General features: G+C 61.7%; 22 protein-coding genes and 1 pseudogene. 8 read left to right on the top strand and 15 right to left on the bottom strand.

Features of this window, described 5'->3' with window-relative positions; all coding sequences use genetic code 11:
• Positions 1 to 60 precede the first annotated feature (60 nt).
• Together H0V34_07025 and bioD are read left to right on the top strand one after the other, a co-directional pair.
• Positions 61 to 960 (top strand): phosphoribosylaminoimidazolesuccinocarboxamide synthase, encoded by a 900-nt coding sequence (locus H0V34_07025; protein MBA2491457.1) that lies wholly within the window; start codon positions 61 to 63, stop codon positions 958 to 960.
• Between the two features lie 4 nt (positions 961 to 964).
• Positions 965 to 1,669 (top strand): dethiobiotin synthase, encoded by a 705-nt coding sequence (gene bioD / locus H0V34_07020; protein ID MBA2491456.1) that lies wholly within the window; start codon positions 965 to 967, stop codon positions 1,667 to 1,669.
• Positions 1,670 to 1,777: 108 nt separating this feature from the next.
• Here bioD and ptsP read toward each other — a convergent pair whose 3' ends face one another.
• Positions 1,778 to 4,048, bottom strand: a complete 2,271-nt coding sequence (gene ptsP, locus H0V34_07015; protein MBA2491455.1) for a phosphoenolpyruvate--protein phosphotransferase — start codon at positions 4,046 to 4,048, stop codon at positions 1,778 to 1,780.
• A 126-nt stretch (positions 4,049 to 4,174) separates the two neighbouring features.
• A complete protein-coding gene (locus H0V34_07010) occupies positions 4,175 to 4,711 on the bottom strand; it encodes an RNA pyrophosphohydrolase (protein MBA2491454.1) in 537 nt (178 codons plus the stop codon).
• Between the two features lie 242 nt (positions 4,712 to 4,953).
• Between H0V34_07010 and H0V34_07005 the strand changes: the two genes are divergently transcribed.
• Positions 4,954 to 5,631, top strand: a complete 678-nt coding sequence (locus tag H0V34_07005) for an HAD family hydrolase (GenBank protein ID MBA2491453.1) — start codon at positions 4,954 to 4,956, stop codon at positions 5,629 to 5,631.
• Positions 5,632 to 5,772: 141 nt separating this feature from the next.
• Here the strand turns inward: H0V34_07005 and H0V34_07000 are convergent, their stop codons facing one another.
• Positions 5,773 to 6,708: a carbohydrate kinase family protein gene (locus H0V34_07000; protein ID MBA2491452.1), complete on the bottom strand. Its 936-nt coding sequence runs from the start codon at positions 6,706 to 6,708 to the stop codon at positions 5,773 to 5,775.
• A gap of 92 nt (positions 6,709 to 6,800) precedes the next feature.
• Between H0V34_07000 and H0V34_06995 the strand changes: the two genes are divergently transcribed.
• Positions 6,801 to 7,400 carry a class II aldolase/adducin family protein gene (locus tag H0V34_06995; protein MBA2491451.1) on the top strand — a complete coding sequence of 200 codons (600 nt, stop codon included), beginning with the start codon at positions 6,801 to 6,803 and terminating at the stop codon, positions 7,398 to 7,400.
• Positions 7,401 to 7,416: 16 nt separating this feature from the next.
• Here the strand turns inward: H0V34_06995 and H0V34_06990 are convergent, their stop codons facing one another.
• A complete protein-coding gene (locus H0V34_06990) occupies positions 7,417 to 7,593 on the bottom strand; it encodes a rubredoxin (GenBank protein MBA2491450.1) in 177 nt (58 codons plus the stop codon).
• A 113-nt stretch (positions 7,594 to 7,706) separates the two neighbouring features.
• Here H0V34_06990 and H0V34_06985 point away from each other — a divergent pair, with 113 nt between their 5' ends.
• The 3 genes from H0V34_06985 to hemL are packed head-to-tail and all read left to right on the top strand — an operon-like array spanning position 7,707 to position 10,526.
• On the top strand, positions 7,707 to 8,528 hold the full coding sequence (locus H0V34_06985) for a hydroxymethylpyrimidine/phosphomethylpyrimidine kinase (protein MBA2491449.1): 822 nt from the start codon (positions 7,707 to 7,709) through the stop codon (positions 8,526 to 8,528).
• Positions 8,525 to 9,217 carry a thiamine phosphate synthase gene (locus H0V34_06980; GenBank protein ID MBA2491448.1) on the top strand — a complete coding sequence of 231 codons (693 nt, stop codon included), beginning with the start codon at positions 8,525 to 8,527 and terminating at the stop codon, positions 9,215 to 9,217. The genes H0V34_06985 and H0V34_06980 overlap by 4 nt, the downstream gene beginning before the upstream one ends.
• 28 nt (positions 9,218 to 9,245) lie before the next feature.
• Positions 9,246 to 10,526: a glutamate-1-semialdehyde 2,1-aminomutase gene (gene hemL / locus H0V34_06975; GenBank protein ID MBA2491447.1), complete on the top strand. Its 1,281-nt coding sequence runs from the start codon at positions 9,246 to 9,248 to the stop codon at positions 10,524 to 10,526.
• A gap of 30 nt (positions 10,527 to 10,556) precedes the next feature.
• On the opposite strand, the gene H0V34_06970 is transcribed toward hemL, so the two are convergent.
• The 11 genes from H0V34_06970 to H0V34_06920 all read right to left on the bottom strand — a co-directional run bounded on the left by H0V34_06970 (position 10,557) and on the right by H0V34_06920 (position 21,152).
• Complete coding sequence (locus H0V34_06970) at positions 10,557 to 11,540, bottom strand: magnesium transporter CorA family protein (protein ID MBA2491446.1); 984 nt, start codon at positions 11,538 to 11,540, stop codon at positions 10,557 to 10,559.
• A gap of 122 nt (positions 11,541 to 11,662) precedes the next feature.
• Positions 11,663 to 12,244 (bottom strand): LON peptidase substrate-binding domain-containing protein, encoded by a 582-nt coding sequence (locus tag H0V34_06965; GenBank protein MBA2491445.1) that lies wholly within the window; start codon positions 12,242 to 12,244, stop codon positions 11,663 to 11,665.
• Positions 12,241 to 12,870 (bottom strand): UbiX family flavin prenyltransferase, encoded by a 630-nt coding sequence (locus H0V34_06960; GenBank protein MBA2491444.1) that lies wholly within the window; start codon positions 12,868 to 12,870, stop codon positions 12,241 to 12,243. The genes H0V34_06965 and H0V34_06960 overlap by 4 nt, the downstream gene beginning before the upstream one ends.
• 108 nt (positions 12,871 to 12,978) lie before the next feature.
• A complete protein-coding gene (mpl, locus tag H0V34_06955; GenBank protein ID MBA2491443.1) occupies positions 12,979 to 14,340 on the bottom strand; it encodes a UDP-N-acetylmuramate:L-alanyl-gamma-D-glutamyl-meso-diaminopimelate ligase in 1,362 nt (453 codons plus the stop codon).
• Positions 14,340 to 14,858, bottom strand: a complete 519-nt coding sequence (locus tag H0V34_06950) for a hypothetical protein (protein ID MBA2491442.1) — start codon at positions 14,856 to 14,858, stop codon at positions 14,340 to 14,342. The genes mpl and H0V34_06950 overlap by 1 nt, the downstream gene beginning before the upstream one ends.
• 119 nt (positions 14,859 to 14,977) lie before the next feature.
• The gene (gene lpxA, locus H0V34_06945) at positions 14,978 to 15,790 is read right to left on the bottom strand and encodes an acyl-ACP--UDP-N-acetylglucosamine O-acyltransferase (protein MBA2491441.1); all 813 of its coding nucleotides are present in this window, start codon (positions 15,788 to 15,790) and stop codon (positions 14,978 to 14,980) included.
• A gap of 101 nt (positions 15,791 to 15,891) precedes the next feature.
• A complete protein-coding gene (locus tag H0V34_06940; GenBank protein MBA2491440.1) occupies positions 15,892 to 16,899 on the bottom strand; it encodes an alpha/beta hydrolase in 1,008 nt (335 codons plus the stop codon).
• Between the two features lie 176 nt (positions 16,900 to 17,075).
• Complete coding sequence (gene folE / locus H0V34_06935) at positions 17,076 to 17,708, bottom strand: GTP cyclohydrolase I FolE (GenBank protein ID MBA2491439.1); 633 nt, start codon at positions 17,706 to 17,708, stop codon at positions 17,076 to 17,078.
• Between the two features lie 112 nt (positions 17,709 to 17,820).
• Entirely contained in the window at positions 17,821 to 18,804 is a 984-nt protein-coding gene (locus H0V34_06930; GenBank protein MBA2491438.1) for a hypothetical protein, read from the bottom strand.
• Between the two features lie 325 nt (positions 18,805 to 19,129).
• On the bottom strand, positions 19,130 to 19,864 hold the full coding sequence (locus H0V34_06925) for a VacJ family lipoprotein (GenBank protein MBA2491437.1): 735 nt from the start codon (positions 19,862 to 19,864) through the stop codon (positions 19,130 to 19,132).
• Between the two features lie 70 nt (positions 19,865 to 19,934).
• A complete protein-coding gene (locus H0V34_06920) occupies positions 19,935 to 21,152 on the bottom strand; it encodes an argininosuccinate synthase (protein MBA2491436.1) in 1,218 nt (405 codons plus the stop codon).
• 345 nt (positions 21,153 to 21,497) lie between these two features.
• Between H0V34_06920 and H0V34_06915 the strand changes: the two are divergent.
• Positions 21,498 to 21,842: pseudogene (locus tag H0V34_06915) on the top strand (DUF4915 domain-containing protein).

Raw genomic sequence — 21,842 nt, 5'->3', positions numbered from 1 at the left:
TCTCGCGCGAGGCGCGAGACGCCGCTAGAATCGGCTACTCGCAGGGGATCGGACCATCGAATGAACCACACCGTTTATCAATCGAACATCGCCGGCCTGCGCCTCTCGCATCGCGGCAAGGTGCGCGATATCTACGACATCGACACACAGCACATGCTGATCGTGACCAGCGACCGAATATCCGCGTTCGACGTGGTGCTGCCGACACCCATTCCCGGCAAGGGCGAAACCTTAACCGCCATCTCGAACTTCTGGTTCCGGCGCCTGAGCGCGGTGATTCCCAATCATCTGGCGGCGTTGCCGCTTGCGGATGTGCTTACGGATGAACATGAGCGACGCGCGCTGGCAAGCCGCAGCGTGGTGGTGCGCAAGCTGCGCGCACTGCCGGTGGAAGCGGTGGTGCGCGGATATCTCATCGGTTCCGGCTGGAAGGATTATCAGCGCGGTGGTGTCGTAGGCGGCGTCCGGCTGCCCTCCGGACTGCAGGTCGCGGCGCGGCTGCCCGAGCCGATCTTCACGCCGTCCACCAAGGCGGCCGTGGGCGCGCACGATGTCACTATCGATTTCGAACAAACGGCGGAACTCATAGGCCGCGAGCAGGCAGCGCGAGTGCGCGACGCGAGCCTGGCACTTTACCTGCAGGCGGCCGGACACGCGCGCGCTCGTGGCATTATCATCGCCGACACCAAGTTCGAGTTCGGCGTCGATAGCGTCGGCGAACTGGTGCTCATCGACGAAGCGCTTACGCCGGATTCATCGCGTTTCTGGCCCGCCGACACGTACCGTCCGGGCAGCAGTCCACCGAGCTTCGACAAGCAGTTCGTGCGCGATTATCTGGAAACACTTGCCTGGAACAAGACCGCGCCTGGGCCTGAATTGCCGCCGGAGATCGTACAACGGACGGCAGCGAAATATCGTGAAGCCGGGCGGCTGTTGATGAGCGCCGGTGCGGTCAGGTAAGCGAATACCGGTGCGCGGCGTGTTCGTAACCGGCACCGATACCGGTGTGGGCAAGACCTGGATCGGCGCGGCGGTGATACGCAAGCTCATCGCGCGCGGTGTGCGAGTGGTGCCGCGCAAACCCGCCGAATCCGGCTGCGAGACCCAGGACGGCGCATTGTTTCCCGCCGACGCGGCGGTGCTGCATGCGGCCGCGGAGCAACCTGGAAGGCTGCTGGACGTATGCCCTTATCGCTTCCGGCACGCCTTATCGCCGGCGCGGGCTGCGCGGCTTGAAAAAGCAGAGCATTTGACTCTCGCGGGGCTGGAGCAGGCGTGTGTCAAAGGCGTGAGCGATGACAGCTTTGTATGGGTTGAGGGGGCGGGCGGTTTTTATTCGCCGCTGGCGGCCGATGGCCTGAACGCGGATCTCGCCGCGTGGCTGAGTCTGCCGGTGCTGCTGGTCGCGGCCGACCGGCTTGGCTGTATCAATCATGTCCTGCTGTCGCAACAAGCCATCCAGGCGCGCGGGCTGAGCCTTGTCGCGGTGGTGCTCAATCAGGTCTCGGTGCTGCAGCCCACTCCCGGCATGGGTAACGCCGTCATGGATAACCTTGAGGATCTCCGGCAATGGACAGACGCGCCGCTGATCCGGATTGCTTACGGCGAGCAACCCGCCGCCAGCGCACAAATTGCACGGCTGGCGGAGTTGCTGATGCCGGCTGCGTGAAGTCCGCCTCCAGTAACTCAACGTCGACCGGCCGGGGTCGGCTGGCCGGCGACAAACCCTGTGCGCTCAGGTGTTCTTTCCCACTGATGGCGGCACACATCCTACGGATCAGCGCTTGCCGGGACGCACCAGCCCACCGAGCCCGGCTTCCACCAATGCGTCGTTCAGCAGCGCGCGGATTTCGTCCGGGTCGTGAATTTCAAGCGCCTTTTCGAACAGAATCCTGGCGTTGGCGCGGCTGAAGCTGCGGACTACCCATTTTACCCGCGGCAGGCTGGCGAGGCTGACGCTCAGACTGTCGATCTCCATGCCGAGCAGCAGAATTACACTGGCAGGGTCGCCGGCCATCTCGCCACAGATACTCACCGGCTTCCCCGATTGGTGGGCGCCGATGACGATCTGGCGCAGCGCGCGCAGCACCGCCGGATGCAGGGCGTGATACAAATCGGCCACGCGCGAGTTGTTGCGATCCACCGCAAGCAGATACTGCACCAGATCGTTGGTGCCCACGCTTAAGAAATCCACGCGCTCCGCCAGCGCGCCCGCCAGATAAACGGCGGACGGCACTTCGACCATCACGCCCAGCTTGGGCATGGTGACGGCCACGCCTTCGTCGCTCAGCTCCTGACCCGCGCGCTCTAACAGGAGACGCGACTCATCGACCTCTCCGACCGAAGACACCATCGGTAGCAGAACCTGCAGATTGCCAATTCCTTCGTTCGCACGCAGCATGGCGCGGAGCTGGGTGAGAAAAATCTCCGGGTGGTCGAGCATGATGCGGATGCCGCGCCAGCCCAGAAACGGGTTGTCTTCGATGACCGGGAAATACGACAACATCTTGTCCCCGCCCACGTCCAGAGTGCGTAAGGTCGCCGGACGCGGCGCCACCGACTGCAGCACCTGCCGATAAATGCGGAACTGGTCGTCTTCACCGGGGAACTGTTCGCGGATCATGAACGGAAACTCGGTCCGGTAAAGCCCGATCCCGTCCGCGTGCCGTTGCGTAGCGGTGTCGACTTCCGCGAGCAACCCGCTGTTGAGGAATATCGGCACATGCACGCCATCGGTGGTTACCGCCGGCTGGTCCGCGAACTCGGTGAGCCCGGCCGCGAACTCTCGCTCCTCACGCGCCAATCGCTCGAACTCCTGGCGCACCTGCGCGCTTGGCTGGATAAATACGCGGCCGGCGTAGCCATCCACGATCACCTCGCGACCATCCAGCCGACCCGCCGGCAGATCGGCCACACCCATCACCGCCGGAATGCCCAGCGCGCGCGCGAGAATGGCGACATGCGACGAGCTGGAACCACTTTCGGAGACCAGGCCCGCCAGACGCTCCTGCGGAATCTCGGCCAGTTCGATGACGCCGACGCTGGCGCCCACCAGCACGATGCGCTCGGGCTGGCGCAGCTCGCCGGTATCCAGGCTTTGCTGGAGATGCACCAGAATGCGCTTGCCCAAGTCCCAGATATCCTCTGCGCGTTCGCTTAAATACACGTCGTCCATGTCTTCGAACTTGCTCACGATCTCGCGGATCGTGTCGCGCAGCGCCCCCTGCGCCCAGCTGCCGGCGCGGATGCGCGCGACGGTCGGATCGACCAGATAATCGCTGCCCAGCATCATCACGTACGCATCGAACAGCACGCGCTCCTCGGAGGGCAACACGCTGCCCATGCGTTCCTTGACCCGTATCATTTCCTGCTGAACGGTCAGCACACATTCGCGGAACAGCGCGTCTTCGCGCGCGGGATTATCGGTCACGCGATCCGGAACCGCCTCCAGGTCGGCGTGCGCGTACGCGACCACGGCGGTACCGATCCCCACACCCGGCGCGCCCGAGATGCCCTTGATCAATACATCGACTTCGCCCCCGCTGCCCCGCAGCGCGTCGATCTCGCCGCTTACCTCGGCGTGGCTTATGGCACCCGACAGCTGCGCGGCGAGCGTGATCAAAAACGAGGCGTGATCGTCGTCGAAGCGCCGGGAGGCGCGCGTCTGCACCACCACGACGCCGAGCAACTGGCGATGATGCACGATCGGCACGCCCAGAAACGCGTGATAACGCTCCTCGCCGGTCTCCGGGAAATATTTGAAGCGCGGATGATCGGGGGCGTTGTCGAGATTTACCGATTCGGCGCGTTCGGCCACAAGCCCCACCAGACCTTCGCTGAAATCCAGACGCACCCGCTTCTTGGATTCGGGGTTCAGCCCTTCTGTCGCCATCAGCACCAGCTGATTCTTGCCGGGCGTGGTCAGATAGACCGAGCAGACGTCCACGACAAGCGCCTGCTTGACCCGCAACACGATGATATCCAGCGCCTGCGCGAGATTGACCGCGCTGTTCGCTTCCTGGACGATGCGCCGCAAGATGCTAAGCATGGGTTAAATCACCGATAGTTGCCGAGCTGCGCGCCGGAGGCGTGCCCGAGCTGATAAAACACCGGGGCGCCATCCCGGCGCACCTTTTTGCCTCACCCGCTTGCGGCCGCATGGCAGGCGAGGCCGTCAATCTTCCACGGCTGCGTTGCTAGCCCTCGCGGCGCCCCGAGGCGCGCCCAGCCGGCAACCCGCGCCGAAAAGCAGCGGCGCCAGTTCGCTCAGCGCCTGACGATAAACGTCGCGCTTGAAGAACACCACGGTGTTCATCGGGTGCCAGTAATTCACCCATTGCCAGCCATCGAATTCCGGCTTGACCGAGCAATCCAGCCTGACGCAGTTGTCGTCGCCGATCAGTCGCAGGATGAACCAGACCTGCTTTTGACCTATGCAGTAAGGCGACGAACGACGCCGCACGAGGCGGCGGGGTAACTGGTAACGCAGCCAGTCACGCGTGCAGCCCATGACCTCCACGTGCTCGGGCATCAGTCCCGTTTCTTCCCAGAGTTCACGATACATGGCCTCACGAGGCGTTTCGTGATTTTGTATTCCGCCCTGCGGAAACTGCCACGCATCCTGCCCGACGCGTTTGCACCAGAGCACGGCGCCGGCCAGATTGCTCAGTATGATGCCGACATTGGCTCTATATCCACCTGCATCAATCACTTGTCGTTCCCCCTTCACACATCTTATTTCATTGTTCCACAACACCCGCTGTTCGGCAACGAACCCGATTCGTAAGGCACTCTATGACAGGCGTCCTGGTATTAATGGCAGGCCGTGGTTTTTTTATGGCCTTGCGCAAAAGCATTCGCCGGAGGCTCAGGACCTAAGTATAGTGCGGCGTCTGCCATTGTCGGTAAGCGGCGGAAGGCACTTTTCGACATGTATATTGTACGAGGTCTGGCGTGGGACTGGCGTTATTCGATCTGGACAACACCTTGCTGGGCGGCGACAGCGATTACGAATGGGGCCGCTTTCTGGTTAACCGTGGCGTGGTGGACGCCACGGTCCATGAGCGAGAGAATCGCCGTTTTTATGCACAGTACAAGGCGGGGACGCTCGATATCCTTGAGTTCGCGCGGTTTGCGTATCGGCCGCTGGCCGAGAACTCGCTTGCCACGCTCGAGCGCTGGCGGGCGGCGTACGTCGAAGAGCGCATCGCGCCCCTGATCCTGCCGCGGGGCCGTGGGTTGATCGAACAACATCGCGAAGCGGGACGGGTACCGGTGATCATCACCTCAACCAACCGCTTTATCGCCGAACCGATCGCGCAGGCTTTCGGCGTCGAGCATTTGCTCGCCACCGAGCCTGAATTTGCCGACGGACGCTACACCGGGGAGTTGGCCGGCGTCCCCTGTTTTCGCGAAGGCAAAGTTGCGCGCCTGCACGCATGGCTGGAGCAATGGGGCTTCGACCTGACAGATAGCTGGTTTTACAGCGATTCGCACAACGACCTCCCGCTGCTGGAGCAAGTTAGCCACCCGGTGGCGGTCGATGCCGACGAGACCTTGACAGCGCACGCGCGGATGCGCGGCTGGCCGATTATTTCGCTGCGCGAGCCGACCGCATCCGGTTACAGGTAAAAGCGATGCTGGCCGAGATGCATTCGTTCATGACTAATGTTTGCAGCGACGCGGGTCGGCAATCCTTTGCCGACATGAAGCGAGAGTCGATTGGATATGTCGTCTAAGGATTGGCGACCTACAGGCCGCGACCATCAACCCTCATGCGAAGTCATGGCCAAATGCCTGGTTATACCGCGCCTTGAATTCATCCTGCGTAAAACGGTGGTTCTGCGTGCCGTACTGCTCGATCTTGATTGCGCCCGCGAGCGCCGCCACGCGGCCGGTGGTCCCCCAATCGAAATCGTTCATCAGTCCGTACAGCAGGCCCGCGCGATAGGCGTCGCCGCAACCGGTCGGGTCTTTGGTCGCCTGCGCCTTGGCCGCGGGGATTTCTATTTCCTGACCTTCCGTATAGACGCATGAGCCCTCGCCCCCGCGCGTGACGATGACGGCCTTCACGCGCTCGGCCAGTTGCGCGAGCGACAGGCCGGTGCGTTCCTGCATGACTCGAGATTCGTAGTCATTGAGCGCCAACCAGCTTGCCTGCTCGACAAAACGCAGCAAGTCGTCGCCGTCGAACATTGGCAGACCATGGCCCGGATCGAAAATGAACGGAATGTCCGCATCAGCGAACTGGCTCGCATGCTGCACCATGCCGTCGCGCCCGTCCGGCGCCACGATGCCGATGCTGATATCCGCGTCGGTCGGTACCTTGTTTACGTGCGAATGATTCATGGCGCCCGGGTGAAACGCCCAGATCTGGTTGTCATCCAGATCGGTCACTACGTAACCCTGCGCGGTATACGAGTCGTCGAGCTGCGTGATATGCGCGCGGTCGATACCGCAGTCATCCATCCAGTCGCGGTAAACATCGAAATCGCGGCCTACCGTGCCCATCGGTTTGCCGTCGCCGCCCAGCAGTTTAAGGTTATAGGCGATGTTGCCCGCGCACCCGCCGTACTCGCGGCGCATCTCCGGCACCAGAAAGGAGACATTAAGAATATGCACCTGATCCGGCAGAATGTGATTCTTGAACCGGTCTGGGAACACCATAATGGTGTCGAACGCGAGCGAGCCGCAGACTAATGCTGACATGTGTTTACCTTAGAAATGGTACGGAAAGCGGCATCCTACGGCATGCCCGCCGCAGTCTCAAACCGGGCGCCGATGCGGAGAACACATAGACCATGAGCATACGCGATGACCTGGTACGCCACTACCGCTGGCTGCGGCACTACGGTTACAACGATTCGCACAGCGGCAATGCGTCGGTGCGCGACGGCGACACCGTGTGGATAACCCCGACCGGGGCCTGCGCGGATACGCTCATCATCGATGAACTGATCGCCTGTGACATCGACGCAACGGGCGCGCCGGGCGCGTCTCTGGATACGCCGCTGCACCTTGAAATCTACCGGCGCAACCCGCAGGCGCGGGCCGTGCTGCACAGTCACGCGCCCCACAGCGTGGCGTTGACCTTGAACGGCGAGAACTTCGTGCCGGTCGATTTCGAGGGACAGTTGTATTTTCCGAGAGCGCCCGTAGTCACGATTCCGTACGCGGATTACCTGCTTGAGTCGCCGCCAAGGGTCGCGGCACTGCTGGCGTCGCACCCCATCGCGATCGTGCGCGGCCACGGCGTCTACGCCTGTGGCGAGAGCCTCAACCTCGCTTACAAATGGATGTGCTCGCTGGAACAGTCCGCCAAAACGGCGTTTATCGCTCGTCAGGCAGGCACCCTGGATAAAGCGGTCGAGGCGTTTTTGACCAGTTCCCGCCAGGAGTGATGTGGAGTCGCGCGGTTTAAATCTCCTCCATTTCGAAATCGTCCTTGGTCGCGCCGCATTCCGGGCAGACCCAGGTTTCGGGAACATCTTTCCAGCGCGTGCCGGCCTTTATGCCGTCCTCCGGCCAGCCTTGCGCCTCGTCGTAAATGAATCCGCACACCGTGCACATAAAAGTCTTGTAGTCTTCTTCCATTGATTACACCTTGAAATTGAATATGATCGGGATCGCGGCCGCGCGGGCCGTGAACCGCAAAATGGCAGGTAGTGTTAAGATAAATATTGCTCGACCGCCAAAATCCGTGAGCAATGGCAGATAAACAAAAACAGGTGCCGGTAGTGCTCGCGCTGGCCGGCCTGGACCCGACCGGCGGCGCTGGCCTGCAGGCCGACATCGAAGCCATAGCCAGTATGGGGTCGCATGCCGCACCGGTGATTACGGCGGTCACCGCGCAGGATACTAACAATGTCATCGGCTTCACGCCATTGGAAGCAGGGCTGGTAGTGCAGCAGGCGCGCGCGGTGCTGGAGGATATTCCGGTGGCCGCCATCAAGATCGGCATGACCGGCAGCGTGGAAGTGATCGAGGCGATCCATACGCTGCTGAACGATTACCCAGGCTTGCCGGTCGTGCTGGACCCCGTACTGGTCGCCGGCGGCGGCGGCGCGCTGGCGGAGCGATCCGCGGCCACCGCCATCAACACGCTGTTGCTGCCACACGCGACGGTTGTAACACCGAACCGATCAGAGGCTTACGCGCTGGCGCCGGAAGCCGATACCTTGGACGCCTGCGCAATGGCGCTGCTGGCCTATGGCGCGAAGTACGTGCTGATTACCGGCGGAGACAGTGGCGCCAAAACGGCCGCCGGCCCGGTGACCAACCCGGTGGTAAACATGCTGTACGGCAATAACCGCGTACTCGAAAGCTATCAATGGGAACGGCTGCCCGCGACGTATCACGGCTCCGGCTGCACTCTGGCCGCAGCGCTGGCAGGGCTGCTCGCGCAGGGCAACGAACCCTTCACCGCCATCCACAAGGCGCAGGAATATACCTGGCGCGCGCTGCAAAACGGCTATCGCATCGGCCGGGGTCAGCATATCCCGCACCGGTTTTTCTGGGCGCAGCGATGACCCTGGCAGCGACAGACACCCGCTCGCGCGCGACTTTAACCGCGGCACGTTATGCAAAGGTCCCGCGCGGTCTTTACGCGGTCACCGTCGCGTGCGGCCCTGAAACCACGGGTGGGTCTGAAACGCTTGTCGCGGACGTCGAGCGCGCAATAAAAGGCGGCGCATGCATGGTTCAATACCGCGACAAGAGCGCCAGCCATAAGCAGCGGAGGGAGCGCGCCGCGGCATTGTGCATGCTCTGCGCGGATTACCGCATACCGATGATTGTCAACGACGACGTCAATTTGACACGCGAAGTACGGGCCGGCGGCGTGCATCTGGGCAAGGGCGACATCCCAATCGCGCAGGCGCGCGCGATACTGGGTGAACACGCGATTATCGGCGTGTCTTGTTACAATGATTTTTCGCGGGCCCTCAAGGCGTGGCAGGCAGGCGCCGACTATATCGCTTTCGGCAGTTACTTTCCGTCACCCAATAAACCGGACGCGGTGCGCGCGACCTTGGATTTGCTCGAGCGCGCGCACGCGGCGTTACCCATTCCGATCTGTGCGATCGGCGGCATTGCGTCCACCAACGCGGCGCCGCTGATCCACGCGGGCGCGGGCCTCGTGGCCATCATCAGCGGCGTGTTTGCACAAATCGATCCCGAAGCCGCCGCGCGCGAAATCGCCACGCTTTTCCGCACCTGACCCTTACGATCAACCCTCGCGATCATTTATGACGAAATCAGCAGACCTTTTTCAGCGGGCCCGGCGCTACATCCCGGGCGGCGTAAACTCGCCGGTGCGCGCGTTCGGCGGTATGGGCATAGACCCGCCGTTTATCGAACACGCCGCCGGCGCGTACCTGTTCGATATCGACGGCCGGCGCTACATCGATTACGTCGGTTCGTGGGGGCCCATGATTCTGGGTCACGCGCACGCGCAGGTTATCGAGGCGGTGCGCGACGCCGCGGGTCGAGGCTTGAGTTTCGGCGCGCCAACAGAAATTGAAACCGCTCTGGCGGAACGCATCCGCGAGTTGATGCCATCGATAGACATGCTGCGCATGGTCAACTCCGGCACCGAGGCATGCATGAGCGCGATCCGGCTGGCCCGCGCATACACGAATCGGGACAGAATCGTCAAGTTCGAAGGCTGTTATCACGGTCACGCGGATTCGCTGCTGGTCAAGGCCGGTTCCGGCGCGCTCACCTGCGGCGTGCCGAGTTCGCCGGGGGTGCCTGCCCCGCTGGCCGAATTGACCACTACTCTCGCCTACAACGACATCGTGCAGGTGCGCGCGGCGTTTGAGCAAGCAGGTGAGACTATAGCCTGCATCATCGTCGAGCCTGTGACCGGCAACATGAATTGCGTGCTGCCGGCGCCGGGATTTCTCGAGAGCTTGCGCGAAATTTGCGACGACCACGGCGCATTGCTGATCTTCGACGAAGTCATGACCGGCTTTCGTGTGAGCCTTACCGGCGCGCAGGGGCACTATCGGATCACGCCCGATCTCACCACCCTGGGCAAGGTCATCGGCGGCGGCATGCCGGTCGGAGCTTTCGGCGGGCGGCGCGAAATCATGGAACAACTGGCTCCGCTGGGGCCCGTGTATCAGGCCGGCACCTTGTCCGGTAATCCCATCGCGATGACCGCCGGACTCAAGACCCTGGAATTGATCTCGACGCCGGGGTTTTTCGAGGAACTCGCCGACAGCACCGGTGTGCTGGTGAACAGCTTGCTGGACGAGGCCAAAGCGGCGGGCGTGCCGATGGCGGCCAACCGGCTGGGCGGCATGTTTGGACTGTTCTTCACCGACGCGGAACAGGTCACCTGTTACGAGCAGGTCATGGCCTGCGATCGCGAACGCTTCAAGGCGTTCTTCCGCGGCATGCTGGCGCAAGGGATCTATCTGGCGCCGTCCCCGATCGAAGCGGGATTCATGTCCAGTGCGCACAGCGAAGACGATATTGAGCGAACGGTGATCGCGGCCGGCTCGGTGCTCAAGTCGCTGTAGAGCGAAGGTTCCCGCAACGCCCGCGCATCTTTATAGCCAGCCGCGGCGCTTGAAGAACATAAACGGCCCCACGGCCGAGGCAATCATCAGCACCACGGCCAGCGGATAACCGAGCGTCCAGTGCAGCTCGGGCATGAACTCGAAATTCATGCCATAAATGCTGGCCACGAGGGTGGGCGGCAGAAACATCACGGCTGCCACCGAGAATATCTTGATGATGTCGGTCTGCTCGATGTTGACCATGCCTAAGGTCGCGGACAAGAGGAAATTCGTCTTGTCCGAAAGAAAGGCCGCGTGGCTCGTCAGCGAGTTCACGTCGTAGTCCAGAACCTCGAGCAGACCTTTAATCTTGTGCGGATCCCGCGGGTCGTTACTGGTCTGCCCGAAGAACGCCAGTAGGCGCGCCAGGGTTACCAGGCTTTCGGTGATCTTGGAGGTGATGTCGCCGTTACGCCCGATACGGCGCAGACTGCGTTGCAGATGGCCCGCAGGCCGTTTCGAACCATCGGGTCCGTTGTGGCTGAAAATCTCTAGCGACACGGCGTCCAGGTCGTTGCCGGCGCGTTCCAGCAAATCCGCGGTGCGATCCACGATCGCATCCAGCAATCCGAGCATCACCAGTGCGCCGTAGCCGATAGGGCGCTGCCCGCGCCGCTGCTGCGAGACGAACATCGGAAATGACCGCAGCGCCGCGTAGCGAACGGTAACGAGGCGAGCTTCCGTCACCACAAACGTAACGGCGGTGGTTTCCGGACGCGGGGTATCGGCCTGCGCGATCAAGGTGGCGGTCATGAACAGCACGCCTTTTTCCTTGTAAAGACGGCTGGAAATCTCGATTTCCTCCAGCTCCTCGCGGGTGGGCACGTTCAGCTTGAGCGCGTTCTCCACGGCCTGTTCTTCTTCGAGGGTTGGCTCGAACATGTCGATCCAGACCGCGTCTTGCGGCAGGGCGTCGCTGGGCGCGAAAGTCGATTCTTGCAGGCAGCCATCCACTGCCGTATAGACAAACAGCATGTTTTTCTCCGCTACACGGCGACGTACGCAGGAGTTAAGTACCTCTCTCGTTTAAGTACGCAAAAAAACGCCAGACGGACGCGCGCCTCGATTGATTGTTAAAAATTAAATGCGATGACCACCTACAGGTAGTGCAGGCCGGCCAGTTCGATGCGCAACAGCGTCAGCCTGGTCCGCACATCTTCGGTCTCCAGCAGGCGCTGTTTGACCGCCATTTCCAGCGGCAGCAGTTCGGTCAGACGCCCCGCCACCCAGTCCGCATGATCGTACCGCGCGGGCAGCCCGCTGTATGGCGGCCCGATCTCATTGATGATCAGACGCAACAGCGCGCTTAAGCCCGCGAACTCAGCTGGCAACGGCAGTTCGGTCTCCGCCGGCACCGGCTCCACTTCGCCGATCATCAGATGATCGGCACGCAACTGTTTACTCACCACGCGGATTCTTTGCGTCCCCTGCGCCGTCACTCCTAGCAGTCCGTCCGGCAGCTTCGTCCAGTCAATGATCTTGCACAAGGTGCCTACCGGGTGGATACGCGCGCTTCGGTCGGTTGCCCAACCGCTTTTGAGCAGACATACGCCAAAGCCCGTGTCGGTGCGCAGACACGCGCTGACCATATCGAGGTAGCGCGGCTCGAAGATCCGCAACGGCAACAAGCCGCCCGGAAATATCACGGTATTGAGCGGAAACAGCGGAAGCTGTGTCACGTCTTGCCGTCGGTGTCCACGCCCCAGCGCGGCAAAAGAGCGTGCTTGATATTCATGTGATCGAGCACGCGCGCCACCATGAAATCGACCAGTTGTTCGATGCGTTCCGGGCAATGATAAAAGCCGGGATTGGCCGGCATGATAATCGCGCCCATGCGCGCCAGGGTGAGCATGTTTTGTAGGTGAATTTCCGACAACGGAGTCTCGCGCACCACCAGAATCAGTTTGCGCCGCTCCTTGAGCATCACATCGGCCGCGCGCTCCTGCAGCGAGCGGCTGGCCCCGCAGGCGACCGCGGCCAGGGTGCCGGTGGTGCAGGGGCAGATGACCATCGCCTCCGGCGCGCTCGAGCCGCTGGCGACCGGCGCCGTCCATTGATCCTGTCCCAGCACCTGAAGCTGGCCCGGCGCGGCGTTGTAATGCGCGCTTAAAAAACGCTGCATGTCGAGTATGCGACCGGGTAAGCTGAGCTTCGATTCCATGCCGATGACGATCTGGCCGGGCTTTGAAATCATGACATAAACGCGCGCGCCGGCCGCGATCAGACATTCGAGCAAACGCAGCGCATAAGCGATGCCCGACGCGCCCGTGATGGCAAGCGCAACCGTCCTGGTGTAGCGCGGCATCGGCGGCTAACAGTGGCAAGTCGCGCGCATCGGCACGGGCACGTTTGCAAACGTGCCAGCGCGCGGACAAGCCGCGCCCCTGTAATAGGCCGCGTGCCCGTGCCCCCATCAGCGCGACAGCGCCTCGGCGAGCCGGGTATGCAATCCGCCGAAATCACCGTTGCTCATGACGAGGCAATGATCTCCGGTGACAAGCTCCGCGCGCAAGGACTCGACGATCGCGTCCACGGAGTCGAGTATCCGCGCTTTGCCACCCAGCGGCGCCAGTATGTCGTGCAGCGAGAAGTTTAGCGCCGGCGGCTGCAGGACCACTATGAGATCGGCCGCGGCCAGCGACGCGCACATTTCTTCCCGATGTATGCCCATGCGCATGGTATTGGAGCGCGGCTCCAGCACAGCCACGAGTCGCGCGCCGCCAATCCTGGCGCGCAAGGCGGCCAAAGTCACACGAATGGCGGTGGGATGATGCGCGAAGTCGTCGTAAAGTGTAATGCCCGCATACTCCCCGCGCACCTCGAGCCGACGCCTGACGCCCTTGAACGCCGCCAGGGCCTCGACACTATCGGCGACCGGCACGCCGGCGTGATGCGCGGCGGCAACCGCCGCCACGGCGTTGGCGACGTTATGCGCGCCGCACTGCGTCCACGAAGCATCGATCGGCGGGCCGCTGCCACGCGTAACTTCGAAACGAGCGCCGTCGGCTGCCGTCAGCCGCGCGCGCCAGTTCAATGTGGGCGCATCCAGGCCAAAAGTCTCGCGAGGTGTCCAGCAACCCATGTCCAAAGTTGCGCGCAGATTCTCGTCCTCGCCGTTGTACACAATCAGGCCATCGCCGGGCACGGTACGGACCAGGTGATGAAACTGGCGCTTGATCGCATCGAGGTCATCGAAAATATCGGCGTGATCGAATTCCAGATTGTTGAGCACCAGGGTGCGCGGTCGGTAATGCACGAACTTGGAGCGTTTGTCGAAAAACGCGGTGTCGTATTCATCCGCTTCCACGACGAAGAACTGGCCTCTCCCCAAACGTGCCGAAGCGCCGAAGTTCCCGGGCACACCGCCGATCAAAAAGCCGGGACGCTCGCCCGCATGCTCGAGAATCCAGGCAAGAATGCTGGCCGTCGTGGTCTTGCCGTGCGTGCCGGCGACCGCCAGTACCAGGCGCCCGCAGAGCACGTATTCGCGCAGCCACTGCGGGCCGGACATGAAGGGAATGTCGCGACTGAGCAGATCCTCCACCACAGGCTGCCCGCGCGACATCACGTTGCCCACCACCACCATGTCGGGCGCGGGCTTAAGATGAGCGGGATCGTAGCCATCGAACAGGGTCACGCCGGATGCCGCGAGCAAGGTGTTCATGGGCGGATAGACGTTAACATCGGAACCCGACACCTGATGCCCCGCAGCTTGAGCGAGCAGCGCCACCCCGCCCATAAACGTGCCGCATACACCGAGGATGTGGATATGCATCAGTAAGGCATGGAGGGAAACAGGGACTCGATTACAATCGACGTAAGGACGATGTAGCCGAAACCAATCAACACCCCGAATGGCCGTCCGATGGAGAGCGCTTGACGGAAAATGTGCCCGTAAACGACCAGCAGCCATCCCAGCACCAGCAGGTAGGACAGCAAGGTGAGCGAACTCACGCTACCCGCTTGCGCCGACCGGTACAGCGAATAAATAAGCGGCATGCCCAGCACACCGATGATGACCCCCGTGCCGGCCAGCGAAGTCACCGTCTGCAGATAGCGCTCAGGACGCGCGCGAACCTGCAGGACGAGCTGCGTATAAGCCAGCAGCAGCAGAATCTCGATGAAGCCCTGCACGAGGCTTACGCCGAACCCATACACCGGCAACGCGATCAAGGTCGTGATCGTCAGGTAGCCAGCCAGGCAAAGCGCCAGCAGCAAGGTCGAGGCCGGCAAGTCCTGAGGGTTGGCATTGAGCAGACATAACCGGACAAAGGGTTTGATCAGCGCGTACACGCGGCGAAGGATAGCACGTCAAAACCCGGGGCTTACACGGCAATCCTGACCCGGCGTTCGTGGCTTGATCGGGTGGGAAGCGCGAGGCACGCGGACACGCGACGGGCCGTACCGCCACGTTAGCCAGCCGAAGGGTCCACGCGCCCGTCCGCGCGGTCCACGCGCCCGTCCGCGCCGGCGAAACCGGTCAGTCCGCGTCTGGACGGCGCGGTAAGCCACGCGCGCAACAGCGCGATTTCCGGCCCGTCTGGTACGCCGCTCAGATCACGGCGGCCCCCACGCAATGCGCGGAACGCGGCCTGGAGCGCGCGCACGCGATCAGCGGTGACACCCGCGCGTCGCAGACCCACGCTGTTCAGCCGGTAATGCCGCGCGGGTTCGCCCGCCACCAGACTGTAAGGCAGCACATCCTTGCGCACGGTGGTGTTGCCACCCACCATCGCCAGGCTGCCGATACGCACAAACTGATGCACCGGCACGAGGCCGCCCAGCATCGCACGCTCGCCGATCTGCACATGACCGGCCAGAGTCGCGAGATTGGTGAGGGTCACGTGGTCGCCGAGCTGACAGTCGTGCGCGACGTGTGCGTTGGCCATTAGATAACAAGTCGAACCGATGCGCGTTGGCCGCTCCAGGCTCGTGGCGCGATGCACGGTGACAAATTCGCGGAACACGTTATCGTCGCCGATCCGAAGCCGGGTGTCTTCGCCGCCAAAGCTGACATCCTGCGGATCACCCCCCAGCACGGCGTGCGGATGAATCCGATTGTTAGACCCCATGCGGACGCTTGTGTGAATGACCGCATGCGCGCCGATGCGACATCCCGACCCGATTTCGGCGCCGGCCTCGATCACCGCGAACGCACCCACCGTCACATTGTCACCAAGTATCGCGCCGTCGGCGATACACGCGGTCCGGTGCGCGTAGTTCATGACATCAAAACCTGCTGTAGTTCGGCGGATACGCCCGCAAAGCTTGCCGTGAGCTTGTCGAACGGGCAGCGGACTTTAGCCACCCCGCGTGGCTGTAAGGCTCAATTTTCCGGCGTTAGAAATTTCAGCAGCTCGGTGTGGAAGCGGCGCGGCGACTCCAGGTGCGGAATATGGCCGATATCATGTAATTCCACCAGCCTCGCGTGTTGCAGCGCGGCGGCGGTCTTCCTGCCCAGTTCCGGGTACTGACCCAGAGTCGCGAGCACCGCCGGCGGCAGTTCGCCCCGGCCGAGGGTGGTGCGGTCTTCCTGGCCTATCACTACCAGCGCCGGCGTCGCGATCGCGGAAAACTCGTACACCACGGGCTGCGTGTAGATCATCTGCGCGGTCAGCGCCGACGACCACGCCAGACGCGGGTATTCGCCGCTCAACGTCCAGCGGTAATGCGCCTGCACGTAGTCCTCGTACTCGTTGCGCCACCGGGCGTAATAGGTCTTGTGATAGGCGCGAATGCTGTCTTGCGTATAGCCGAGCACGCCCTTGTACAGCTCTTCGGTGGTCTTGAACGGCACCTTCAGCCTGTAGTCTTCCAGCCCGATCGGATTCTCAAGCACCAGCCGCGAGGTTACCTCCGGATACATCAGCGCGAAGCGCGCGGCCAGCATGCCGCCCATCGAGTGCCCGACGACCGCCGTCTGCTCGATGTTCAGATGCTCCAGCAGCAGCCGCGTGTTGCGCGCGAGCAGCTGGAATGTGTAGTAGATATCGGGCTTGGAGGACTTGCCGAAACCGATCTGATCGGGGACGACAACGCGGAAACCGTGCGCCGTCAGAAGCCGAATCGTGTCCGCCCAGTAAGCGCCGAAGAAGTTCTTGCCGTGCATCAGCACGACTGTCCGGCCATTGGCGCCAGCGGCGGGCTTGGCATCCATGTACGCCATGCGGACGTCCTGACCCTCTATTTCGAGATTCAGGTAATCGACGGGATACGGATAAGCATAGTTTTCCATCGCGATGCCGAGCGGCCGCGGCGGGTCTCGCAAGGCTTCGGCCCCAGCGCTACTGATGCACAAGAGCAGGCCGGCCAGTAATAGCAGTCTTGGGAACATGATGATTGCGCGGACTACCCCGTGGTTCAAATTGACCATATGGAAAGATCGATCGGGGGATGCTCAAACTGGCATTATGCGAAGCGTGAGTTTAATCATTAGCCGAGGCAGTCCTTGCGCTTTTCGGCGAACGGCTTAACCGTCGGGCCAGGAGACATGACGCACGCAGCAGGATCTCAGGCGCGGCGCACCAGTTCCATGAACTCGGCGCGGGTGCGTGTATCTTCGCGGAATTTGCCCAGCATGGCGCTGGTGACGGTGCGGGCGTCCTGCTTCTGCACGCCGCGCATGACCATGCAGAAATGGCTGGCCTCCATGACCACCGCCACGCCTTTCGCACCGAGTATGGACATGAGCGCGTCGGCCACCTGCCGGCTGAGACGCTCCTGCACCTGCAGACGCCTTGAAAAGACGTCGATCACGCGCGCGACCTTGCTCAGGCCAATGATCTTGCGGTCGGGCAGATAACCGACATGCGCGTGTCCCGAAAACGGCAGCATGTGATGCTCGCACAGCGAGTAAAACTCGATGTCCCTGACCACGACCATGTCTTCGCAGCGTTCGTCGAATACCGCGCCTCGCACGACCTCTTCGACGGTCATGCCATAACCGCTGGTGAGGAAATCCAGCGCCTTGGCGACGCGCTGCGGCGTGCGCTCCAGACCTTCACGCGCTGGATCCTCACCCAGCCGCACCAGCATTTCGCGCACGATGGCCTCGAAGCGCGGATCGTAGGTCTCGCCCGGCTCGGCATCCAGATTGCCAGCGTAATGACCCGACGCCAGTCTTTCCATTACTCCATCGTTCATAACCCTGACATGCCCACGTGAAATGCCTGGGCGTCAGAATAACCGCACGATCCCCAATCGGCAACGATGATTCCAGTCGATGAAGAGTGACGCCCGGCGTCCGGACTCACGCCTAGGTTGCGCGAGCGAGATAATGCGCCTTGAATGTTTCGAGCTCAGTGTCAGTGTAAAAATGCCGGGCGAAGACTGAATCGTATACCGCGTTGATATAGGCTTCCGGCAATACCGAGGTATTCACGAATTCGCGGTAAACCGCGGCGTGCGTCTTGTCGTCAGTAATATTCTCGTTGCTCAGCTTGAAGTCGGGAATACCCAGAAACTCCCCGAACGCCTCGGTAGCGCACTTGTCCAGGTTTTCCAACCTGATCAGAAGCAGTTCCGCGCGGTCGCCGTGATAGATCTGATAACCCCGCGACCTTGCAAAGCCGGTCGAGAAAACATCGATGCCGAACACCGGCTTGATCTCGCGGTTAAACCAGTCGGTCTGCCCGCGATCGCGCCGATAGCGCTCCAGATAAATTTCTGTGAGTGCTTTAACAGACAAGGTGTTATCGCGACAGCGCTGCTCGAAATCGGGGATGATGAGATCGACGATTTGAAAAAACGAGGACATTCTCTGTTTCAGGGGATCGCGGATCAATGTGATGACCTTCCACTTCCTGCCCTGCAAGCCACTTTTGATCTCTTTGTTCAGGTATCGACTCACCACCAGATGCCGGCTGCGCGCGAAATAGGCGCTTGGCGTCAGTTTATGGGCGCCGCACATCTCCCAGTGCCGGCGCTCGATGTTGTTGATGAAATGAACGTGAAACACGGGGCGACCAAGATCCATGTTCAGCAAACTGCGGTATACACTGGATGAGCCGACCTTGCCGCGCTGATAGATGACAATCGGTTCCTGATGCCGCAATTCGCCGCGCATATACATTAGCTGGTAGCGCAGCCGGGTGAGGTAGTAACTGCCCCTGATGCCTTGCTTGAGTGCGATTCTGACTTTCGCAATCAACGAGCTTACCGCGAGCGAGGGCAGTTTATCGCCACGGCGCGCGCGCGGCGCGAGTTCAGTACTCGATTTTTTTGACCGGTTGTCGACCATCCCCACGAACCTCCTCCTTGCGCGAAATTGAATCGGTGCTGCCGGTAACCCATCGCATCCGATGCGATAACGCCGCGCGCGTCGATGTGGCGCTGGGTGAGCGCACTCGCAAAGTTCGAGCCGCTCGCCTCATCGCGACGGCTGTAGCTTTGGTCGACAGAGTCCGCGCATGAACGCGGCTCGCCGCACGCTCGGGCAACCAACATGCCAACTGCTGGCTGGGCGTTGCCACCCGGCTCAGACGCGCGCAGGCCGATTGAATTTGTTTTGTTACCAACCCGAATCACACTCGGGGCGCGGTTCCCTCTGTGACCGCGTGCGGACGCTATTCCAGCGACTCCAGTTCTCTTATCAAATCCTCGTCCGGCGGCGGATTGCCATCGTATACGAGAAACTCCCGTCTATCCAGAAATGCATTTTTTATCGCGATGTAGCGATCCAGCGCGATCTCGTCCAGGGTTTCTTCCGTACTCAGCAGATCGGCCCGGTAGTCCAGCAGACGCAAGCCGACCAGTCCGATGCGTTCTATATCGCCATCGACGTATACGACCGGGTCCAGATACCCGTCAACGACACGGCCTGGCGTATCACGGACCGTGCTTGGCCCGAATAACGGCAGTACGAGATAAGGCCCGGCCGGCACGCCCCAGTAGCCCAGGGTCTGACCGAAATCCTCTTCATGCTTGCGCAGTCCAAAGCGTGAACCGACATCGAACAGGCCGCCGACCCCCAAGGTCGAATTAATCGCGATCCTGCCCACGTCAGATGCGGCGTTGACAACCTTGAGTTGCAGCAGATTATTGGCCGCGACGCCGACGTCGCCGAGGTTAGCGAAGAAATTGCTGATCGCGATATTGAACGGTTTGGGGAGATAACGACGGTAGCCCCGCGCGACCGGCTTGAGCAGGTTGCGGTCCAGCACGTCGTTGAAGCGAAACACGGTACGATTATAGCGCTCCAGCGGATCGCGCTCATCCGGCCGCCCGCTGGTGGTCGCGCAACCCGCCAGGACGATGCACGCCAGCAAAGTCGCGCACCAGCCGCGCCGGCTGCTCCACATGCCGCTCAGACTACGGAGTGGATTGTCGTCTGCTGGGTTCAATGTATTTGCAGCGCCCGCCTCGTGGAAATCAGCGCAGGCCGCGCGTGCGCGCCGCAAGCTTGAGGCGCAGCGCGTTGAGCCTGATGAAGCCAGTGGCGTCGGTTTGATCGTATGCGCCGGCGTCGTCTTCGAAGGTGGCGATGGACGGGTCGAACAAATCATCGGTCTCCGATTTGCGCCCGGTCACCGTCACAGTACCCTTGTACAGCTTCAGCCGCACCACGCCGTTCACAAAAGTTTGAGAGGCGTCGATCAGGGCCTGCAGCATGAGCCGCTCCGGGCTCCACCAGTAGCCATTGTAGATCAGGCTGGCGTAACGGGGCATCAGGTCGTCCTTGAGGTGCGCAGCCTCTCTATCCAGGGTTAGCGACTCGATGGCCCGATGCGCGCGCAGCAGAATCGTGCCACCGGGCGTTTCATAGCAGCCGCGGGACTTCATGCCGACATATCGGTTCTCGACGATGTCCGCGCGGCCGATACCGTTTTCGCCCCCCACGCGATTCAATGTCCGCAGCAAGGTCGCGGGACTCATTGCCGCGCCGTCAATGGCGACAGGGTCGCCGCGCTCAAACGTGACTTCGATAGTGGTCGGTGCAGCCGCCGCCTGCTCGGGCGCGACCGTCCAGCGCCACATATCTTCTTCGGGTTCCATCCACGGGTCTTCCAGGGGCCCGCCTTCGTAAGAGATATGCAGCAGATTCGCGTCCATCGAATACGGTGACTTTTCCCCGCGCTGCTGCTCGACCGGAATATCGTGCTTGCGCGCATAGCTGAGCAGCTTTTCGCGCGAGTTGAGATCCCACTCGCGCCACGGCGCGATGACCTTGATATCCGGCTTGAGCGCGTATGCGCCCAGCTCGAAGCGTACCTGATCGTTGCCCTTGCCCGTCGCGCCGTGCGCGATTGTGTCCGCGCCAGTCTGGGTGGCAATCTCCACAAGGCGCCTGGCGATCAGCGGCCGCGCGATGCTGGTGCCGAGCAGATACTCGCCCTCGTACAGCGTATTGGCGCGAAACATGGGGAACACGAAATCCCGCGCGAACTCTTCGCTCAAGTCCTCGATGAAGATTTCGCGCACGCCCATGGCTTGCGCCTTGGCGCGCGCGGGCTCGATCTCCGCGCCCTGCCCGATATCCGCAGTGAACGTCACCACCTCGCAGTCGTACTGCTCGCGCAGCCACTTGAGGATCACCGAGGTATCCAGGCCGCCGGAATAGGCAAGTACGATTTTTTTGCTGTCAGTCATTAACGATTGGGTGTCTGCCGGACTAACACCTAAGGCCAATTAGCTCTATGCTTCTGCATTATTGCCAGATGAATGAACTTTTTGCCGCGGCCGGTGGATACGCCCGCAAAGCTTGCGTGTGCTTATTGAACGGGGCGACGGGCTTTATCCGCCCTGCATGACTCATGCTCCCCGACCTTATACTTACTGCGCGGGCTGCATTATAACGATTCGCCGAAAAATTGCGCCATGTGGTTCAGGCGGCGGATGCCGGGCTTGATTTTCGCCAATGCTGATGTTGCGGGCCGGGCATGGCGCGCGGCAAAATTACAGCATTCGCGGCGCGGCATCGAAGTGGGGATTTACATGAATGAGCAATCCGTAGAGGAGACCGCGCCGTTGTCCCACGAGCCGCTGCACAGCGTGCACACGAACAACCTGCCGGCGCTGTTCGAGCAGCTTCAAATCAGCCTGGTGATTTCCACCTATCAGGCGGGCAAAGTCATCGTGGTGCGCAAGGATGGCGATGCGCTCAACACGCATTTCCGCACGTTCCTGCGTCCCATGGGCATCGCGGCGGACACCGCGCCTGGCCATCGGCGGCACCAACACCGTCTGGTATTATCGCAACGTGCCGGCGGTCGCGCCCAAGATCGAGCCCGCGGGCCGCCACGACGCGTGCTATCTTCCCCGGCGGATCCATGTCACCGG

The organism is Gammaproteobacteria bacterium (genome assembly GCA_013696315.1).
GTDB lineage: Bacteria > Pseudomonadota > Gammaproteobacteria > JACCYU01 > JACCYU01 > JACCYU01.
The sequence above is the reverse complement of the archived record's forward strand: the minus strand, read 5'-3'. Positions and strand labels throughout refer to the sequence as shown.

Excerpts from the sequence above, each read along its gene's own strand:
- H0V34_06920 (MBA2491436.1), bottom strand. The coding sequence starts at position 21,152 with ATGACTGACAGCAAAAAAATCGTACTTGCCTATTCCGGCGGCCTGGAT.
- hemL (MBA2491447.1), top strand. The coding sequence starts at position 9,246 with ATGACGAAATCAGCAGACCTTTTTCAGCGGGCCCGGCGCTACATCCCG.
- H0V34_07025 (MBA2491457.1), top strand. The coding sequence starts at position 61 with ATGAACCACACCGTTTATCAATCGAACATCGCCGGCCTGCGCCTCTCG.
- H0V34_06985 (MBA2491449.1), top strand. The coding sequence starts at position 7,707 with ATGGCAGATAAACAAAAACAGGTGCCGGTAGTGCTCGCGCTGGCCGGC.
- H0V34_06925 (MBA2491437.1), bottom strand. The coding sequence starts at position 19,864 with ATGTGGAGCAGCCGGCGCGGCTGGTGCGCGACTTTGCTGGCGTGCATC.
- H0V34_06930 (MBA2491438.1), bottom strand. The coding sequence starts at position 18,804 with ATGGTCGACAACCGGTCAAAAAAATCGAGTACTGAACTCGCGCCGCGC.
- H0V34_06980 (MBA2491448.1), top strand. The coding sequence starts at position 8,525 with ATGACCCTGGCAGCGACAGACACCCGCTCGCGCGCGACTTTAACCGCG.
- folE (MBA2491439.1), bottom strand. The coding sequence starts at position 17,708 with ATGAACGATGGAGTAATGGAAAGACTGGCGTCGGGTCATTACGCTGGC.
- H0V34_06960 (MBA2491444.1), bottom strand. The coding sequence starts at position 12,870 with ATGCCGCGCTACACCAGGACGGTTGCGCTTGCCATCACGGGCGCGTCG.
- H0V34_06995 (MBA2491451.1), top strand. The coding sequence starts at position 6,801 with ATGAGCATACGCGATGACCTGGTACGCCACTACCGCTGGCTGCGGCAC.
- H0V34_07000 (MBA2491452.1), bottom strand. The coding sequence starts at position 6,708 with ATGTCAGCATTAGTCTGCGGCTCGCTCGCGTTCGACACCATTATGGTG.
- H0V34_06970 (MBA2491446.1), bottom strand. The coding sequence starts at position 11,540 with ATGCTGTTTGTCTATACGGCAGTGGATGGCTGCCTGCAAGAATCGACT.
- H0V34_06990 (MBA2491450.1), bottom strand. The coding sequence starts at position 7,593 with ATGGAAGAAGACTACAAGACTTTTATGTGCACGGTGTGCGGATTCATT.
- H0V34_06940 (MBA2491440.1), bottom strand. The coding sequence starts at position 16,899 with ATGTTCCCAAGACTGCTATTACTGGCCGGCCTGCTCTTGTGCATCAGT.
- lpxA (MBA2491441.1), bottom strand. The coding sequence starts at position 15,790 with ATGAACTACGCGCACCGGACCGCGTGTATCGCCGACGGCGCGATACTT.
- ptsP (MBA2491455.1), bottom strand. The coding sequence starts at position 4,048 with ATGCTTAGCATCTTGCGGCGCATCGTCCAGGAAGCGAACAGCGCGGTC.
- mpl (MBA2491443.1), bottom strand. The coding sequence starts at position 14,340 with ATGCATATCCACATCCTCGGTGTATGCGGCACGTTTATGGGCGGGGTG.